At 76.3% G+C, this 20,453-nt stretch carries 2 protein-coding genes (1 of these 2 cut by a window edge); both read right to left on the reverse strand.

Annotated elements, in window-relative coordinates; genetic code table 11:
* Nucleotides 1–15,753 carry a non-ribosomal peptide synthetase gene (locus tag OO63_RS09145; protein WP_051810690.1) on the reverse strand — a complete coding sequence of 5,251 codons (15,753 nt, stop codon included), beginning with the start codon at nucleotides 15,751–15,753 and terminating at the stop codon, nucleotides 1–3.
* Nucleotides 15,750–20,453, reverse strand: partial view of a non-ribosomal peptide synthetase gene (locus OO63_RS09150; protein ID WP_234335439.1) — the 3' end only. It continues 11,700 nt past the right edge of the window; the window shows 4,704 of its 16,404 coding nt (coding positions 11,701–16,404); its start codon lies off the right edge, out of view — the gene reads right to left on this strand; it ends in the stop codon at nucleotides 15,750–15,752. Before OO63_RS09150 ends, OO63_RS09145 begins: the two co-directional genes overlap by 4 nt.

Consider the following 20,453-nt stretch of genomic DNA (forward strand, 5'->3'; position numbering starts at 1 on the left):
TCAGCGCCGGTCCACCGCGCCGTCCGCGGCACCGTCGCGGCTCAGCGCACCGGCGAGTGCCGCGGGGGTGCGCAGCAGGAAGACCTGCCGCGGCGAGAGCCACCAGCCCTCGGCGCGCAGCGCGCCCACCAGGCGCACCGAGACGATGCTGTCGCCGCCCAGGGCGAAGAAGTCGTCGTCGGCGCCGACCCGGGGCAGGCCGAGGGCCCGTGCCATCGCGGCGCACAGCGCCCGCTCCCGCTCCCCCTCCGGCTCCCTGCCGAGCGCCGAGCCCCCGAAGTCCGGGGCCGGAAGCCGGTCCCGGTCGAGCTTGCCGTGCGCGGTCACCGGCAGGTCGTCGAGCGCCACGAAGGCCCCGGGCACCAGATGGTCCGGCAGCTCCCCGGCCACCCACGCCCGCAGCGCCGCAGGGTCGAGGACGGCCGTGGGGCGCGGCACGGCGTACGCGACGAGGCGCCGCACTCCCCCGTCCTCCCGGGCGACCACGACGGCCCGCGCCACGTCCGGATGGCGGGAGGCCACCGTCTCGATCTCGCCCAGCTCCACCCGGAAGCCGCGGATCTTCACCTGGTCGTCGGTACGGCCCAGGAACTCCACCGCGCCGTCGGCCGTCCAGCGGGCCAGGTCCCCGGTGCGGTAGAGCCTGCCGCCCGAGCCGAAGGGGTCGGCCACGAAGCGCTCCGCGGTCAGGCCGGGACGGCCCAGGTAGCCGCGGGCGAGCCCGGCACCGGCCACGTACAACTCGCCCGGCACGCCCGGCGGTACGGGCCGCAGGCCCGCGTCGAGGACGTAGCAGCGGGCGCCGTCGACGGGCCGTCCGACGACCTGCCTGTCGCTGTCCCGCACCCGGGCGAGGAGCGAGTCGACCGTGCACTCGGTGGGGCCGTAGAGGTTGACGACCTCGGTGTCGGTCAGCCGCCGCAGCCGCGCCCACTGCGCGTCGGGCACGGCCTCGCCGCCGACGCCGAGGAGCGGCAGCGGGCAGCGGCCGCCGTCCATGAGCCCGGCCTGCTCCAGCTGCGCCAGCATCGAGGGCGCGACCTCGACGAAGTCCACGGCGTGCGCCCGCAGATGGTCGTGCAGGGCCACGGGGTCGCGCTGGACGTCCTCGGAGAGCACCTGCACGCAGTGCCCGTGGTACAGCCACAGCTGGGGCTGCCAGGAGGCGTCGAAGGAGAACGACCAGGCGTGCGCCACGTGCAGCCGCCGCCTGCCGGTCCGCTCGACCACCGGCTCGTACAGGGCCCGGCGGTGGCTGTGGAACAGGTTGACCAGGCCCCGGTGGGTGACCACCACGCCCTTGGGGAGGCCGGTGGAACCGGAGGTGTAGATGACGTACGCGGGGTGGTCGGGGCGCAGAGGACGGTTGCGGTCGGTGTCGGTGGGCAGGGCGGAGGGGCGGTGGGCGAGGGCCGTGCGGGTGTCGGGGTCGTCCAGGGCGAGGACTTCCGGGGCGGGGGTGGCCGGCGCCGGGGCGCCGGGGACGGAGGTGTCCGGCCGGGGTGCCCGGTGCCGCAGAGCCTGGGTGGTCAGGAGCAGCCGGGGCGTCGCGTCGCCGAGCATGAAGGCGATCCGCTCGGCGGGGTAGTCCGGGTCGAGCGGCAGATACGCGGCGCCCGCCAGGTGCACGGCGGACAGCGCGACCAGCATCTCCTCGGTGCGCGGCAGCATCAGCGCCACCACGTCCTCGGGGCCGGTGCCGCGCGCGATCAGCTCGTGGGCGAGCCGGGCCGACCGCTCGCCGAGCTCTCCGAAGCTCAGCTCCGTGGCGCCGCAGACGACGGCGGGGGCGAGGGGGTCGTCCGCGACGCGGGCGGCGAGGAGTCCGGGCAGGGTCGTCGGCGGCGCCACGGGGGCTGCCGGTGCATCCGGCGCGCTCGGCGAGCCGCCGTCCGCAGGGGACGCGTCGCGCTCGTCGGCCACGCCATCCGCGCCCGGCGCGTCCGCCCCGCTCCACTCCCGCACGATCCGCTCGCGCTCCGCCCCGTCCAGCGCCTCGATCCGGTGCACCGGCGCGTCGGGACGCGCGGCGAGATCGCGCAGGATGTGGGTGAACCGCCGCAGGAGGTCCTGGACTCCGGACTCGTCGAAGAGGTCGGGGCGGTATTCGAGGGTGAGCCCGCGGCCGGGCACGACGGCGAGGGTCAGCGGGTAGTGGGTGGCGTCCGCGCTGCGGCCCCCGGTGACGGTGAGCCCGCCGGAGCGTTCCGCGCGGCGCAGCCCGTCGGCGTCGACGGGGTAGTTCTCGAACACGAGGAGCGTGTCGAACAGGGCGCCGGCCCCGGTGAGCCGCTGGATCGCGGAGAGCCCGAGGTGCTGGTGGGCGGCCAGGCGCGACTGCTCCTCCTGGAGCCGGGCCAGGGCGCCGCGCACGCTGTCCGCGGCCCGCAGGTCGACGCGGACCGGCAGCGTGTTGATGAAGAGGCCGGTCATGGACTCCACGCCGTCCAGCTCGGAGGGCCGTCCGGAGACGGTGGCGCCGAAGAGCACGTCGTCGCGGCCGGTGTGGCGGGCGAGCAGGAGCGCCCAGGCGAACTGCACCACCGTGTTCACGGTGACGTCGGCGTCGCGCGCCAACGAGGCGATGAGCGCCTGGAGTTGACCGTCCCCCTCGTGCCGTACGTGCCGGGTGAGGACGGGCCTGCGCGCCGGGTCGGCGGGCACCACCAGCGTCGGTGTGTCCACGCCGTGAAGGGCGGCCCGCCACGCCTCGGTGGCGGCCTCGGGGTCCTGGCCGTCGAGCCACCGCAGGTAGTCCCGGAAGGGGCGTCGGGCGGCCGGTGGCGTCCCGGTCCCGGTGCGGGCCGCGTACAGCTGGAAGAACTCCTGCATGAGCACGGGCACCGACCAGCCGTCCAGGACGGCGTGGTGGTTGGTGACGACCAGCGTGTACGCCTCCTCGTCGAGCCGGACGATCCGCATCCGCAGCAGCGGCGGCTCGGTCAGGTCGAAGGGCCGGGCCCGGTCCTCGTCGGCCACCTCCCGCAGTACGGCCTGGCGTTCGGGCTCTCCCAGGGACCGGAGGTCGCTCTCGTGCCAGTGCGGGGCCACGTCGTCGACGACCACTTGGACGGTGGTGCGGTCGGCGGTCGTGAGGAACGCGGTGCGCAGGTTGGCGTTGCGTGCGAGGAGGTCACCGGCCGCGGCCCGCATCGCCGCCGGGTCGATCGCGCCCTCCAGGTCGAGGGCGAGCTGCATGGTGTAGACGTCGAGGTCGTCGTCGGCCAGCTGGGTCAGGAAGTAGAAGCCCTCCTGGAGCGGGGCCAGCGGCCAGATGTCGGTGAGCGCGGGCAGGCGCCGCTGCACCTCGTCGACGGCGGCCTGGTCCAGCGGGACCAGCGCGAAGTCGGACGGGGTGCGGGTGGGCGCAGTGCGGTCCGCGGCCAGTTCGGCGAGCGCGGCGCACCACAGGTCGAGCAGCCGTCGGGCGTCCTCGCCGGACAGCACCCCGGTGGCGTACGACCAGCGGGTCGCGAGGGCGGGGCCTTCCGGACCGTCCACGGTGGAGGCGATGATCTCCAGCGGGAAGAGCACGGGCAGCGGGTTGCGGGCGGGGCGCAGCGGGGGCAGGTGCTCGGGGGCGGGCGTCCACGCGCCGCCGCCCCGCTCGGCCCCGGCACCGTCCTGCCCGGTCCCGCCGCCCCGCTCCCCGCCGCCGGTGAACCGGCCCAGGTAGTTGAAGACGGCTTCGGGTGTGCGGGGCGCGCCCAGGAGGTCGGTGTGCTCGCGCAGCAGGCCGTGGCCGATGCCGTTGTCCTCGTACTGCCGCAGCTGTTCCTTGATCGAGAGGAGTGCGGCGCGCGCCTCCGCGTCCGGGGCGGACGCCGTCCCGGTGTCGAGCAGCACCGGGTACCAGCTGGTGAACCAGCCGACGGTGCCGGACAGTTCGGCGCCGGGCACCACGGCCTCCTCGCGGCCGTGGCCCTCGGCGGCGATGACGTCGGGGCCGAGGCCGCTCTCGCCGCGCTCCGCGCGCCAGCGGCCGAAGGCCAGCGCGGCCGCGGCGAGCAGGACGTCGTGCACGGTGCCGTGCACCGCGGCGGGCACGTCGGTGAGCAGGGCGCGGGTGAGGTCGCCGGGGAGGGTGCGCTCCAGGTGCGCCACGGCGTCCTGGGTGTCGCGGGCGGGGTCGAGCGGACGGCCGCCGAGCGCGGGCGCGGAGGCCGCGTCGTGCGCCCGCCACGCGGTGGCCTCGGCCTGGCGTGCGGGTTCGCGGGCCGCGTCGGCGAGGCCGAGGGACCACTGCCGGAACGAGGTCGAGGGGTCCGGTGCGGGCAGTTCGGTGCCGTCGAGCACGGCCTGGTGGGCGGCGGCCAGGTCGGCGGTGAGGATGCGCCAGGACACGCCGTCGACGGCGAGGTGATGGATGATCAGGAGCAGCCGTCCGGCTTCCCCAGGGCCGAGGTCGCACCACAGCGCTCGCACCAACTGACCCTGGTCCGGGTCGAGTTCGTCGACGGCGTGGGCGGCGTGCTCGGCGATCACCGCGGCCCGGTCGGCCGCGTCGGTCCCGGTGAGGTCGACGCGCAGCAGCGCGTCGGCACCGCGCGGGGTGCCGGGCGGCGGCACATCGAGGGCGTGCTGCCCGCCCTCGGTCACCAGGCGGGCGCGCAGCATCGGGTGCCGGTCGAACAGGGCGTCCAGGGTGGCCGTCAGGGTGCGCTCGTCCGCCTCCGGGGGCGTCAGGACGTACAGGTACTGGTGCAGGCCCGTGACCGGGCCGCGCTCCAGGGCCCAGCGCATGATGGGCGTGAGCGGCACCCGGCCGGTCGCGGGCACGGCGGGAAGCCCCGGGGCCGGTCCGGTGGCGCGCGCGGCGCGGGCGAGGGCGGCGGGCGTCTTGTGCTCGAAGACGTCCCGGGGGGTGAGCAGGAGCCCGGCCTTGCGGGCGCGGGCCACCAGCTGGATGGAGAGGATGCTGTCGCCGCCGAGCGCGAAGAAGCTGTCGTCGGCCCCGGCCCCGGGGGCGCGCAGGAGCTCGGCGAACAGCTCGGTCAGGCGTGCCTCGCGCATGCCCCGGGGTGCGGTGCCGGTGGCGCGCGCCGCCAGGTCGGCCGCGGGCAGCGCCGCCCGGTCGAGCTTGCCGCCCGGGGTGAGGGGCAGCCGGTCGAGGAGGAGCAGCGCGCTCGGCACCATGTGGTCGGGGAGGCGGCGCCCGAGGCGGGCGGTCAGCTCGTCGAGGTCGGGGGCGGCGCCGGGCGCGGGCACGACGTAGCCCGTCAGGTGCGGGCTGCCGCCGTCCGCACGGAGCAGCACGGCGCAGGCCGCGACCTCCGGCTGCCCGCCGAGGACGGCCTCGATCTCACCCAGCTCCACGCGCAGGCCCCGCAGTTTGACCTGCCCGTCGGCGCGGCCGACGAAGACGAGCGCGCCGTCGCGGCGGCGGCGCACCAGGTCCCCGGTGCGGTAGAGGCGCTCGCCGGGCCCGCCGAAGGGGTCGGCGACGAAGCGTTCCGCGGTCAGCGCGGGCCGGTCGAGGTAGCCGCGGGCGAGCTGGTCGCCGCTGAGGTACAGCTCGCCGGTCACGCCGTCGGGCACGGGCCGCAGCCAGGCGTCGAGGACGTGCGCGCCGGTGTTCCACACGGGCCGGCCGATCGGCACGCCGGTGCCGCCGCCGGGCGCCACCGGCCAGGCGGTGACGTCGACGGTCGCCTCGGTGGGGCCGTACAGGTTGTGCAGCGCGGCGCCGGGCAGGGCCCGCAGCGCGGCGTCGGCGACGGCCGGGGACAGGGCCTCCCCGCTGGCGAAGAGCAGCCGCAGGCTCGCGCAGCCGGCGGCGGCCGGTTCGGCCGCGAACGCGGCGAGCATGGAGGGGACGAAGTGCGCGACGGTGACGTCGTGGCCGCGTACGGCGGCCGCCACCTGGGCGGGGTCGCGGTGCGCCCCGTCGGGCAGCACGACGAGCGGGGCGCCCGTCAGCATCGGCAGGAAGAACTCCCACACCGACACGTCGAAGGCGGCCGGGGTCTTCTGCAGGACGCGGTCGGCGGGGGTCAGCGGGTAGGTGTCGGCCATCCAGCGCAGCCGGTTGACGAGCGCGCGGTGGGTGACGACGGCCCCCTTGGGCCGTCCGGTGGAGCCCGAGGTGTAGAGGACGTACGCGGCGTGCTCGCCGCGCAGGTCCGCGTGCACGTCGGCGGGTGCGGCGGCGGCGAGTTCGGCGCGCGTGTCCGGGTCGTCGAGGAGCAGCGCGGGCACCGCGTCGGGGACGTCGAGGGCGGTGGCGATCTCGCGGGTGCTGATGAGGACCCGGGGTGCGCTGTCGGTGAGCATGTGGGCGGTGCGTTCGGCCGGGTAGCCGGGGTCGACCGGTACGTAGGCGCCGCCCGCGCGGTGCACGGCGTGCAGGGCCACGACCAGGTCGGCACAGCGGGGCAGCGCCACGGCGACGTGGACCTCGGGGGCGACGCCACGGGCCCGCAGGAGGGCGGCCAGGGCGCCGACGCGCCGGTCGAACTCGGTGTAGTCCACCTCTAGTTGAGCCTCCCCGGCACCTCCCTCCGGCCCGGCTTCGACGAGTGCGAGCGCCGACGGCGTGCGGGCGTACCGCTCCCGCAACACCTCCGGCAGGGGCGCGGACGGCAGCTCCCGCGCCTCCCCGGTCCCGTCACCGAGCACCCGCGCCCGCTCGTCCGCCGTCAGGGCGTGGATCCGGTGGACGGGCAGGTCGGGCTCGGCCACCAGGGCGGTGAGCAGCGTGACGTAGCGGTCCGCGAGGGCCTGCGCGGTCTCCCGGTCGAAGAGGCTCGTCTGGTAGGTGAGCATGCCGTTGATCCCGGCGCCGCCCGGGCGTTCGGCCAGGGTGAAGGCGAGGTCGAGCTTGGCGACGCCCGGGTCGGCGCTGACCGGGGTGACGTCGAGGCCGGGCAGCGTCAGCTCGTCCTCGGAGACGTTCTGGAAGACGAGCATCACCTGGAACAGCGGGTTGCGGGCCAACGTGCGCTCGGGCGCGATGAGTTCGACGAGCTGCTCGAAGGGCAGGTCGGCGTGGTCGAAGGCGGCGAGGTCGCCCTCGCGCACCCGGGTGAGCAGTTCGCGGAAGGTGGGGCGGCCGCTCAGGTCGGTGCGCAGGACGAGGGTGTTGACGAAGAAGCCGACGAGGTCGTCGAGGGCGGCGTCGGTGCGGCCCGCGACGGGCGTGCCGATCGGCAGGTCGGTGCCCGCGCCGTGCGCGGAAAGGAGCACGGCCAGGGAGGCCTGGGCGGCCATGAACACACTGGTGCCGCTCCCCGCGGTCAGGGCGCGCAGCGCCCGGTGGACGCGCGGGTCGACGGCGAACGTGACGGTGGCGCCCTCGTGGTGCTCCTCGGCGGGCCGGGGCCGGTCGTAGGGCAGCGCCAGCTCCTCGGGGGATCCGGCCAGGGCGGTGCGCCAGTACGCGGCCTGCCGCGCCACCGGGCTCTCCAGGTCGTCCTCGGCGCCGAGCACGTCGCGCTGCCACAGCGCGTAGTCGGCGTAACTCACCTCAAGGGGCGGCCAGTCGGGGTCGGTGCCGGTGGTGCGGGCGACGTACGCGGCGCGCAGGTCCCGCGTCAGCGGGCCCATGGACCACTCGTCGCCCGCGATGTGATGCAGCATCACCGTCAGCACGTGGTCCCGCTCGGTGCGCAGCAGCCGTACCCGCAGGGGGATCTCCTCGATGATGTCGACGGTGGCCGTGACCTGCGCGTGCAGGGCCCGCTCCAGGTCGGCCTCGGCGACCGCCACCGGGTCGCCGAACGCCACCGCGGCGCGCCCCGCGTCCTCGTCGAGGATCAGCTGGTGGGGCAGTCCTTCGGTGTCGGGGTAGACGGTGCGCAGGATGGCGTGCCGGGCGACGAGGTCGCCCACGGCCAGGCGCAGCGCGGCCACGTCGAGGTCGCCGCCGAGGCGCAGCACGAAGAACAGGTTGTACGTGGCGCTCGGCCCGTCGAGCCGGTGCAGGAACCAGAGCCTGCTCTGCGCGAAGGACAGCGGAAGCAGCTCGCCCGGCGTGTGCTCGCGCGGCAGCAGCGGGGCCCGGCGCTCGCCGCGCGGAAGCACGGCGGCGGCGAGCGCGGCGGGCGTGGGGTGGTCGAAGACGTCGCGCAGGGCGACGTCGGTGTCCAGGGCCGAGCGGAGCCGGTTGGCCAGGCGCATGGCGAGCAGCGAGTGGCCGCCGAGGGCGAAGAAGTCGTCGTCGGCGCCGACCCGGGCCATCCCGAGGACGTCGGCGAAGAGCTCGGCGAGCACCGCCTCCCGCGGGTCGCGCGGGGTGCGGCCGCCCCCCGCGGCGGCGGTCTGCGGGGCGGGCAGAGCGGCCCGGTCGATCTTCCCGTTGGGGGTCAGCGGCAGCTCCGGCAGGACCATCAGGACGGACGGCACGAGGTAGTCCGGCAGCCGCTCGGCGACGTACGCGCGCACGGCGGCGGGTTCGGCGGCGCCCGGGGCGTCCCCGGTGACGTAGCCGATGAGGCGGATGGCACCGGTCGGGTCCGGCAGGCCCACCACGACGGCGTCGCCGACGTCGGGGCAGGAGCGCAGGACGGCCTCGATCTCGCCGGGTTCGACGCGGTGGCCGCGCACCTTGAGCTGGTGGTCGGCACGGCCGATGACCCGCAGGGTGCCGTCGGGCCGCCACTGGACGACGTCACCGGTGCGGTAGCAGCGCTCACCGGGCGCGCCGTACGGGTCGGCGACGAACCGGGCCGCGGTCAGCGCGGACTTGCCCAGATAGCCGCGGGCGACTCCGGCGCCGCCGAGGTACAGCTCCCCCGGTGCGCCCGGGGGCACCGGGCGCAGCCACGGGTCGAGGACCCGCACGGTGGTGTTGTGCAGGGCGCGGCCGACGTGCGGTGCGCCCGCGTCGTCGGTGAGTTCGGCGGCCGTCGACCAGACGGTGGTCTCGGTGGGCCCGTAGAGGTTGAACAGGCGGGCGCCGCCGTCGGCGAGCCGTTCGGCCAGGTCGGCGGCCAGCGGCTCGCCGCCGCTGAGCACGGCGAGGCCGGGCAGCAGCTGGGGGGCGGCCTCCACCAGGCCGCGCCACAGCGACGGGGTGGCCTGGAGGTGGGTGGCGGCGGTGCGTTCGGCGAGCGCGGCGAGCAGCGGCGGGTCGAGGACCTCCTCGCGGTCGGCGAGCACCACCGTGCCGCCGGTGACGAGGGGCACGAACAGTTCCAGGACGGCGATGTCGAAGCTCACGGTGGTCACCGCGAGCAGCCGGTCCCCAGGGCCGCTGCCGAGCGCGGCGGCCATGGTGTCGAGGAGGTTCGCGAGGTTGCCGTGGGTGATGACGACGCCCTTGGGGGTGCCGGTGGATCCGGAGGTGTGGATGACGTACGCGGTGTCGTCGGGCCGGGGGCGGCGGCCGGGCGGGTTCGGGTAGGGCTCGGTGCCGGGCGCGAGCACCGGTGAGTCCGCGTCGACGACGAGCAGGGGGCGGGCGTCGGTGAGGACGTGGGCGATGCGCTCGGCTGGGTGCTCGGGGTCGACGGGCAGATGGGCGGCGCCGGTCGAGGCGACCGCGAGCAGCGTGGCGACCAGGTCGGCGCGGCGCGGCAGGGCGACGCCGACGAGGGTGCCGGGGCCTGCGCCGCGCGCGGCGAGCCGGGCGGCGAGGGTGGCGACGCGTGCGCTCAGCTCGGCGTAGCTCCACTCGGTGCCGTCGGCGACGAGCGCGGGGGCGTCCGGGGTGGCCGCCGCCTGGTCGAGGAAGCGGCCCGCGAGGCCCTGGCCGGTGATGTCGGCGGTCGGTCCGTCCAGGCGGCGCGGGTCGCCGGAGTCGGGGCACAGGGCGCGGGTGGCGCGGTGCGGCGCGGCGACGAGCTGGGTGAGGACGGCGCGCAGGTGGGCGCCGATGGCCTCGGCCCGGTCCGGTGAGAGGAGTTCGGGCCGGTGGTCGAGGGCGAGCGCGAGCCGGTCCCCCGCTCCCGGAAGGGCGACGAGGACCAAGGGGTAGTGGGTGGCGTCGTGGCCCTCGGCTCCGGTGACGACGAGTCCGGCCTCCTCCTCGGTGCGGCGCAGCTGGGCCGCGTCGACGGGGAAGTTCTCGAACAGCACGAGCGTGTCGAAGAGTTCACGGTGTCCGGCGAGCCGCTGCAGCTCGGCCAGCGGCTCGTACTGGTGGTCCAGGAGGCGGGCCTGCCGCGTGCCGAGGTCCCGGACGAGGTCGGCGAGGGGCTGGTCGGGGCGCATCCGCACCCGGGTGGGCACGGTGTTGATGAACAGGCCGATCATGCGCTGCGCGCCGTCGAGGTCCGCGGGTCTGCCGGACACGGTGATGCCGAACACGACGTCGTCCCGGCCGGTCAGCCAGCCGAGGAGCAGTCCCCAGGCGGCCTGGAGCACGGTGTTGACGGTGACGTCCTGGGCGCGGGCGAACGCGTACACCTGCGCCACGAGGTCGTCGGAGAGCGGCAGTTCGACACGCTCGGGCACACCGGCGGGCATCCCCGCGGCGTGCGGGACCAGTTGGGTGGGCCCGTCGAGACCGGCGAGCGCGGCGCGCCACAGCTCCTGGGTGCGGGCCCGGTCGCGGCCCGCGAGCCACAGCAGGTGGTCGCGGTAGGGGCGGGGCGCGGGGCCGGGGTCGCCGCGGTAGAGCGCCAGGAGGTCCTGGATGAGCAGCGGGCCCGACCAGCCGTCGAGCAGGATGTGGTGCGAGGTGAGCGCGAACAGCTGCCGGCCGCCGCCGAGGCGTACGAGGGTGAAGCGGATCAGCGGGGGCCGCGCGAGGTCGAAGCCGCGGCCGCGCTCCTCGGCGAGGAGCCGCCGGGCCCGCTCCGGCACCGGGCCGCCGCTCGCCTTGCCACGGCCGGGGCCGCTCCTCTCGCTCCCGTCGCCGCCGTGGCTCCCCGGGCCGCCGTCGCCGTGGCTCCCCGCGCCGCCGAGACCGTCGTTCCCCGCGCCGCCGAGGTCGTGTTCCGTGAACGGGATGTCCACCGCGACCGGGATCGCCTGGAGCGGGTCGGCGTCGGGGCGGGCGTGGAAGCCCGCCCGCAGGTTGGGGTGCCGTTCCATGAGGAGCCGTCCGGCGCGCCGCAGCCGGTCGGCGTCCAGGTCGCCCTCGATCTCCAGGACGGTCTGGGTGGTGTAGACGTCGGGTCCCTCGCCCTCCGCTCCGTACCCGGACAGGAAGAACAGGCCTTCCTGGAGCGGCGAGAGCGGCAGCAGGTCGGCCAGCGGATGCCGGGCCTCGATGGCCTCGATCTCCTGCTGGTCGACGCGCACCAGCGGGAAGTCGGACGGGGTGTGGCCGCCGTCGCTGGTGGCGCACCGCTCGGCGAGGGTGCGCAGGGCCGTGAGCCACAGCTCGGCGAGCCGCCGCACCTCCGTCTCGTCGAGCAGCCGCTCGGGGAAGCTGAAGGAGGCCTGCAGGACCGGTCCTTCCGGTCCTTCCACGACGGACGCGTTCAGCTGGAGGGTGTGCGAGGCGGGCAGCGCGGCGTCGGCGCCGCCGCCCAGGGAGCCGGTGAGGGCGGGCTGCCAGGGCCTCGGCCCGCTGTCACCGACCGCCGTCCGGGCGCCGAAGCGGCCCAGGTAGTTGTAGCCGATCTCGGCTCCGGGCAGGGCCGCGAGGCGGGGGGCGGCGGCCGGGTCGAGGTGGCGGAGCATGCCGTAGCCGATGCCGTGCCGGGGCGCGGCGCGGAGCTGTTCCTTGACGCGCTTCAGGGCCGCCGCGGCGGATCCGGCGCCGGGCGCGTCGTGGCCGCCGAGGTCGAGCCGCACCGGGTGGACGCTGGTGAACCAGCCGACCGTGCGGGAGAGTTCGGCGCCCGGCACCGCCTCCTCCGCGCGGCCGTGGCCCTCCACGTCGACGAGCACCGGCTCGGGTCGGCCGCGCCAGGCCGTGAGGGCCTGCGCGAGACCGGTCAGGAGGACGTCGTCGGGGCCCGCGGCGAAGCGCTCGGGCACCGCGGTGAGCAGCGGCTCCGTGACGGCCTCTTCGAGCCGCACGGACACGGTCCGCACGGTGCCGAGGGTGTCCCTGGCCGGGTCGAGGGGCGCGGCGACGGCCGCGTGGTCGGCGGTGAGCAGCGCCAGCCAGTCCTCGGTCTCCGGGGCGAGCGCGGGCGCGCCCGCGGCCTCGGCGAGGCCGTGCGCCCAGGCCGCCCAGGGCGTGCCCACGGCGGGCAGTTCGGCGCGCCTGCCCTGCCGGGCGGCGTCGCAGGCGGCCGCCAGGTCCTCGGTGAGGATGCGCCAGGAGACGCCGTCGACGACGGCGTGGTGGATGAGCAGGGCGAGCAGTCCGCCCCGGTCGGGTCCCCCGTCCAACCAGACCGCGCGCACCATCACGCCCTCGAAGGCGTCGAGTTCCTCCGCGACGCGCTGGGCGAGCGGCCGCAGGGTCGTGACGAGGTCGCCCTCGGCGACCGCCCTGCCGTCGACGCGGGTGAGCAGCGAGGCCGGGTCGAGGGCGCCCGCCTCGGGGATCTCCAGGCTGTCGACGGTGAGGCGGGCCCGCAGCACGTCGTGGTGGTCGACGAGGCGGCCGAGGCCCGCCACCAGGTGGTCGACGCGGATGCCGGGCGGGGTGTGAAGCACGGTCGACTGGTGGTAGTCGGCCAGTGGTCCGCCGCGCTCGACCAGCCAGCGCTGGATCGGGGTGAGCGGCACGCTGCCCGTGGCGGGGAGCCGGTCGGCGGGCGCCGCGGGGTCCGCCGCCGGGGCGGCGCGGGTCGCGAGGGCCTCGACGGTGCGGGCCTCGAAGACGTCGCGGGGGCGCAGGAGCAGGCCGCGGCGCTTGGCCGCGCCGACGAGCTGGATGGAGGAGATGCTGTCGCCGCCGAGGGCGAAGAAGCTGTCGTGGACGCCGACTTCGTCGACTCCGAGGACCTCGGCGAACAGTGCGGCCAGTTCCTTCTCGGTCTCGTCGCGCGGCGCGACCAGGTCGGCCGACGGCGACAGGTCGGGGTCGGGCAGGGCGGCGCGGTCGATCTTGTTGGCGCGGGTGAGGGGCAGCGCGTCGAGGGTGACCAGGGCCGTGGGCACCATGTGGTCGGGCAGGGTGCGGGCGGTCCAGGCGAGGAGTTCCTCGGGCGCGGGCCCCGCGTCACCGGCGACGGGCACGACATGGGCGACGAGACGGCGCACGCCCCGGTCGTCGGCGCGGTCGGTGACCACGGCCTGGGCGACGCGCGGATGGGCCGTCAGACGGGCCTCGACCTCGCCGGGTTCGACGCGGAAGCCGCGGATCTTCAGCTGGTGGTCGGTGCGGCCCGCGTACTCCAGCTCGCCCGCGGTGTTCCAGCGCGCCAGGTCCCCGGTGCGGTACATGCGGGTGCCCGCGGGGCCGAAGGGGTCGGCGACGAAGCGGTCCGCGGTGATGCCGGGCCGGCCGAGGTAGCCGCGCGCGAGGCCGGTGCCCGCGATGTACAGCTCGCCCAGGGTGCCGGGGGCGACCGGGCGCAGCGCCTCGTCGAGGACGTAGGCGCGCTTGTTGACGTCGGGCGGTCCGATCGGGACGGGGCCGCCGGTCCAGTCCCGGGGCACCAGCCAGGTGGCGGAGTTGACGACGGCCTCGGTGGGTCCGTACGCGTTGAACAGGCGGTGGCGGGCCGCCCAGGTGCGGATGACCTCGCCCGGCAGCGCCTCGGTGCCGACGATCAGCGTCAGGTCCCGGGGCAGCCGGGCGGCGGGCGGCAGTGAGGCGACGACGGTGGGCGGGATGACGGCGAGGGTGAGGTCCGCGTCCCGCAGGAACTCGGCGAGGGGCTCCCCGGCGCGCCGCTCCTCCGGTACGACGACCAGGGTGGCCCCGGAGAACAGGGAGTTGGCGAGTTCGCAGAAGGTGACGTCGAAGCTCGGTGAGGCGAACTGGGTGACACGGTCGCCGGGCCCGGTGCCGAAGCAGGCGTGCGCCCACGCGATGAGGTCGGCGAGGGGCCGGTGGGCGACGAGAACGCCCTTGGGGGTGCCGGTGGAGCCCGAGGTGTAGATGAGGTACGCGCCGTGGTCCAGGCGCAGGGGTGCCCTGCGGTCGGCGTCGGTGGGGTTGTGGCGGGGCTCGTCGGCGGCGGGCGGCGCGTCGGCGTGGAGCACGGTCGCCGGTCCCGACCAGGCGGCGGTGTCGGTGCCTGAGCCGGTCAGGACGGTACGTATGGAGGCGTCGGCGCGCAGGGACGTCAGGCGGTCGGCGGGGTAGCCGGGGTCGAGGGGCGCGAAGACGCCGCCCGCCTTGGCGACGGCGAGCTGGGCCACGTACACGTCGGCGCCGCGGGGCAGCGCGACCCCGACGACGTCCTCGGGGCCCACGCCGTGGGCGATGAGGCGGTGTGCGAGGGCGTTGGCGCGCTCGTTCAACTCCTGGTACGTCAACGTCCGTTCGCCGTCGGTGACGGCGGGCAGGTCGGCGTGGGCGGCCGCGCGGGCCTCGAAGAGCGCCGGGAGGGTCGCCGCGGTGACGTCGGTGACGTCGGAGTTGAAGCCGCGCAGGACCTGCTCGCGCTCCTCGGCGGTCAGCAGGTCGAGCTGGGCGAGCGGGCGGTGCGGGTCGGTGGTGAACTCCTCGACGGCGCGCACGAGGCGGTCGGCGACGCGGCGGACGCGCGGTGCGTCGAAGGCGTCCGGATGGTGGCGCAGGCGCAGCGTGAGGCCGCCGTCGGCGGCGGGGGCGGCGACGAGGGTGAGGGGGTAGTGCGTGGCGTCCGCACCGCGCACGGCTGTGACGCGCAGCCCCGCGAACTCGGCGCTCCCGGCGTCCCCCGAGTCCCCCGTGCCGCCCTGCTCCACGAGGTAGTTCTCGAACACGCACAGGGTGTCGAAGAGCGGACCGCCGAGGTCGGCGAGCTGCTGGACGCGGGCGAGCCCGATGTGGTGGTGGGCGAGCAGCGCGGACTGCTCCCCGCTCACGCGCCGAAGGAGCGCGGCGAGGGTCTCGGCGGGCCGCAGCGTGACCCGGACGGGCAGGGTGTTGATGAAGAGGCCCACCATGCCCTCCACGCCGCCGAGTTCGGCGGGGCGGCCGGAGACGGTCGTGCCGGACACGATGTCCTGACGTCCCGTCAGGTCGGCGAGGATCAGGGACCACAGGGTCTGTACGACGGTCGGCGCGGTGACGTCGAGGTCCCGGGCGGTCGCGGTCAGCGCGGCGCCGAGCCGCGCGCCGAGGGGGATGTCCAGGGTGGCGGGTTCGACGGCGGGCAGCGCGGTGGGAGCGACGACGGTGGGGCCCTCGAGGCCGGTGAGCGCCGTCTGCCAGGCCCGTTCGTCGGCGGCGGTGTCGCGGGCGGCGGCCCAGGCGAGGTAGTCGCGGTACGGGCGGACCTGCGGCAGTCCGCTCGCGGCGCCGTCGGCCGCGTACAGCGTGAACAGCTCCTGGATGACGCGGGCCGTGGACCAGCCGTCGAGGAGCAGGTGGTGGTGGGTGAACAGGAGCCGGTGGCGCCGCTCGGCCAGGCGCAGGGCGGTGAAGCGGATCAGCGGCGGTGTGCCCAGGTCGAAGCGCTCGCCGCGGTCGGCGTCGGTGATCCGCCGGGCCTCGCGCTCCCGCTCCGCAGCGGGCAGCCCGGTCAGGTCCTGCTCCCGCCACGGCAGTTCGACGCCGTGCGGGATGAGGGTGACGGGCTCGCCGTTCTTGCGCTGCCGGAAGGCCGCCATCAGGTTCGGGTGGCGGCGCAGGAGCGCGTCGGCCGCGCGGCGAAGGCGGGGGCCGTCGAGGGGGCCCTCCAGGTCGAAGGCGATCTGCACGGTGTAGACGTCCAGCGCGCTCTCGTCGTAGGAGGACAGGAAGTACAGCCCTTGCTGCAACGGGGACAGCGGGAGTATGTCCTGCAGTCCTGCGGGTGCGCCGGTCACGAAGTCCTCCACTCGTTTTCGAACTCATCGATTTCGTCCTGGCTCAGCGACAGCAGGCCGAGGTCGGACGGGGTGTGCCCGGCGGCGTCCGAGCGGGCCGCGGCCAGCAGGGTGCGCAGCGCGGTGTGCCACCACCGGTCGAGGTCGGCGACCTCGTCGGCGCCGATCCGCGCCGGGACGTGCTGCCAGATCACCGACAGCTCCGTGCCCGAGGGGCGGCGCAGCGCGCTGACGGTGAGGTCGAGCGCGCACGGGGCGCCGACGGCGGCCGGGCCGCGCCAGACGGCGGCGGATTCCGGGGCGGGTGTCCACGGCTGCGGTTCGGGCGCGTCGTCCACGTCGAAGCGGCCCAAGTAGTTGAAGCTGACGTCCGGTCGGGGCAGCGCCGCGAGCCGGGCGGCGGAGGGATCGTCGAGGTGACGGAGCTGTCCGTACCCGATGCCCTGGTCCGGTACGGCCCGCAGCTGTTCCTTGACGCGCTTGAGCACCCGGCCCGCCTGCCGCGGGTCCTCCGCCGCGGTCACCGGGTCGGCGCCCGCGAGGTCCGTCCTGACCGGGTACAGGCTCGTGAACCAGCCGACCGTGCGCGACAGTTCACCGTGCTCCAGCACGTCGTCGACCCGGCCGTGCCCTTCGAGCAGCACGAGCGCGGAGCCGCCGCCGGGGCGCCTCCTCGTGAGTGCCAGGGTCAGGGCGGCGAGGAGGACGTCCTGCTCGGTGCAGTGGAAGGCGGCGGGGACCTCGGCGAGGACCGCGTCCGCGAGGGTGGCGGGCACGGTCGAGGCGATGTCCTCGACGGTTTCCGGGACGTCCGGGGTGGCGCCCCACTCCCGCACCGGGAATCCACCGACCGGCTCCCCGTCTCCGGCCAACACACCCTCCCAGTACGGGAGTTCACCCCGCCGGTCCTGCGCCCCCGCGCTCAGCGCCCGCGCCCACGTGCGGAACGACACCTCCACCGGCGGCAGCGCGCCGCCCGGGTCCGCGCACAGCTGGGCGAGATCGGGCAGCAGGATCCGCCAGGACACCGCGTCCACGACCAGGTGGTGCGCGACGAGGAGCAGCCTGCCCGGCCGCCCCGGCCCCCGGTCGAACCGGACCGCGCGCAGGACGGCGCCGCGCCCCGGATCCAGCTCGGCGACGGCGGCCCGGGAGGCGTCCCGCACCGCACGCTCCAGGTCGCCCGGCGCGTCACCGTCGACCTGGACGCCGCGCACGACGTCGGCGGCGGACTCCGCCGGTTCCTCGGGAACGCGCAGGGTCCAGGCGCCGCCGGGCCCGGTGCCGAGGCGTGCGCCGAGCATCGGGTGGCGGGCGACGAGCAGGCCGACGGCCTCGCGCAGCCGTTCCAGGCTGAGGGTGTGCTCGACGGTCACCAGGAGCGACTGGTGGAAGGCGCGCGGGTCGCCGCCGCGCTCGCGCAGGGCGTGCATCACCGGGGTCGGCGGCACCTCGCCGAAGCCCGGGTCGTGGACGGCCGTGCGGGTGTCCTCGCGGCGGGCCACGGCGGCGAGGGCCGCGGGGGTGCGCTGTTCGAAGATCTCGCGCGGGGTGATCACCAGGCCGTGCCGCCGCACGGAGCCGACCAGTTGGATCGACGCGATGCTGTCGCCGCCGAGCGCGAAGAAGCTGTCGTGCGGGCCGACGGCGGGCAGCCGCAGCAGGGCGGCCATCCGCTCGGCGATGATCCGCTCGGGCCCGTTCCGGGGCACGTCGTCCGCTGCGGGCCCGGTCGCGCGCGGCACGGGCAGGGCGCGCCGGTCCAGCTTGCCGCCGACGGTCTGCGGGAAGCGGTCCAGGACGAGGACGGCGGCGGGGACGAGGGCCGCGGGCAGGAGCCCGGCGGCGTGCCGGACGACGTCCTCCGGTTCGACGCCGTCCCGCGCGCACGTCACATAGCCGACGAGCCGGTCCCCGTCGGCGCCGGGCAGGTCGCCGCGGACCAGCACCGCCGCGTCCCGTACGGCGGGGTGGTCCAGGAGCGCGGCCCGCACCTCCTCGGGTTCGACGCGTACGCCGCCGAGCTTCACCTGGTCGTCGGCGCGGCCCGCGAACTCCAGCTCCCCCGCGCGGTTGAAGCGCGCCAGGTCGCCGGTGCGGTAGAGCCGCGCGCCGGGCGGGCCGAAGGGGTCGGCGACGAACCGCTCGGCGGTCCGCGCGAGTTGGCCGAGGTAGCCGAGGGCGAGCTGGGCGCCGCCGAGGTACAGCTCGCCAGTGATCCCGCCGGGCACGGGCCGCAGCAGGTCGTCCAGGACGTAGGCGCGGGTCCCGGCGCCCGGGGCGCCCAGCGGCACCAGGGGCTGTTCCCCGGGCACGGCGCGGCGGGCGGTGACGTCCACGGCCGCCTCGGTGGGGCCGTACTGGTTGACGACGGGCGCGGGCAGTGCCGCCGCGCAGTCCCGCACGAGGGCGTCCGTCAGGGCTTCGCCGCCGCTGAACACCCAGGTGAGGTCGGTGCAGCGGGCGGCTTCCGGCTCGGCCGCGAACAGGGCGAGCGCGGAGGGCACGAAGTGCGCCGCGTCGACGCGCTGTTCGCGTACGAGCCGCGCCAGGTAGGCGGGGTCCCGGTGGCCGTCGGGGCGGGCGACGACGACCGCCGCGCCGCTGAGCAGCGGCCCGAAGATCTCCCAGACGGACACGTCGAAGCCGGGCGACGCCTTCATCAGCATCCGCTGCCCCGGCCCGAGCGGGAAGCGCCGCGCCGTCCACGCGAGCCGGTTGGCGAGGGCGCCGTGCGGCACGACGACCGGCTTGGGGGTGCCGGTGGAGCCGGAGGTGTGCAGGACGTAGGCGGGCTGGGCGGCGGGGGGCTCGGGGGGTGCGGGGAGGTGCGGTGCGGTGGCCGGGGACGCCTGGGTGTCCCCGGCGCCCTCGGCGCCCCTGCCTCCCTCGGCGTCGCGGGCGTCCCCGGCACCCTCACCTCCCTCGGCGCCCCCGCTGCCCCCGGTGTCCAGAAGCAGGACGGGCCAGGGCGGGGCCTCCGGGAGCAGGGCCCGGGTGGCGGTGGTGGCGAGCACGGCCCGGGGCGGGTTGCGGTCCAGGGCGGCCGTCAGCCAGGCCCCGGGGTGGTCGGGGTCCAGGGGCTGGTAGACCGCGTCGGCCCGGTGCACGGCGTGCGCGGCGGCGACCAGGTCGGCGGAGCGCGGCACAAGCACCGCGACCACGTCACCGCGCCGGACACCGTGCCGCAGCAGCCCTACGGCCAGGGAGTCGACGCGGGCCAGCAGCTCGCCGTAGCTCAGGGTGCCGTCCTCACTGATCACCGCGGGGGCGTGCGGGGTGCGGGCGGCCTGGTCGGCGAACGCGGCGGGCAGCGCCGGTGCGTCGACCGGCTCCTCGGCGGCGTTCCACTCCGTGAGGATCCGGCGCCGCTCCCCCGCGTCCAGCAGGTCGACGGCGCTCAGGGGCGTGTCGGGGCGGTCCGCGAACGCGGCGAGGACACGCAGGAACCGGTCGGCCAGGTCCCGCACGGTCCGGTCGTCGAACAGGCCGGTGCGGTACGTGATGCCGCCGCTCAGCGCGCCGTCCGGGCCCGGGTCCTGCACCAGGGTGAAGGTGAGGTCGAACTTCGCGGTCCGGGTGTGCACCGGCACCGGCTCCGTGGGCAGCGCGCCGAGGCGGGGGCCCTGCGGGGTGCGGGTCTGGTGGTTCAGCATCACCTGGAACAGCGGGTGCCGGGCGAGGGACCGCTCCACGTCCAGGACGTCCACGAGCCGTTCGAAGGGCACGTCGGCGTGGTCGAACGCGGCCAGGTCCGTGGCCTTCACGCGGGCCACGAGGTCGGCGGGCGTCGGATCGCCGCTGACGTCCGTGCGCAGGACCAGCGTGTTGACGAAGAAGCCGACCAGGTCGTGCAGCGCCGCCTCGTCCCGGCCCGCGACGAGGGTGCCCACAGGCACGTCGGCGCCGCAGCCGAGCCGCCGGAGCAGCGCGGCGAGGGCGGCGTGGGCGACCATGAACGGCGTGGCACCGGCGCGCCGGGCGAGCCGCGCGAGGCCCGCGCGCACGTCGTCGGGCACGGTGAACTCGACGACGTCACCGTCCGTGCCGGTGTCCGCGGTGCGCGGCCGGTCGAGCGGCAACGGCATCTCGACGGGCGCGCCCGCCAACTGCTGCTCCCAGTAGCGGATCTGACGGCCCGTCTCCACGGCCTCCCGCGCCTCGCCCCTCCTACTCGTACCGCTCGTACCGCTCGTACCGTCGTACGTGGCGTGCGGGCCGTCCCCCGTCTCCTCCGCGCCGAGCGTCTCCCGCTGCCACAGCGTGTAGTCCGCGTAGCTCACCGGCAGCGGCTCCCACTGCGGCACGGTGTCCCGGCAGCGCGCCGCGTAGGCGGCGGACAGGTCGTCCAGGAGGGGCCGTACCGACCATTCGTCGGCGGCGATGTGGTGCAGGAGCAGCAGGAGTACGTCGTGGTCCGCGCCGACCCGCAGCAGGGTGGCGCGCAGCGGGATCTCGCGGTCGAGGGCGAAGGGCCGCCGGGCCGCGGCACGCAGTTCCGCGTCCGCGGTCTCCTCGGTGACGTCAAGGACCTGGAGGTCCACGGGGGCCTCGGCGGGGTCGAGGACGCGCTGCGCGGCACGGCCCGCCCGGTCCGGGAAGACGGTGCGCAGGGCGGCCTGGCGTGCGACGAGGTCGCCGAGCGCGGCCCGCAGCGCGTCCGGGCGCAGGCGTCCGGCCACCTTGAGGGCGATGGGCAC

The sequence above is a fragment of the Streptomyces alboflavus genome (assembly GCF_000716675.1).
GTDB classification, from domain to species: Bacteria; Actinomycetota; Actinomycetes; order Streptomycetales; family Streptomycetaceae; genus Streptomyces; species Streptomyces alboflavus.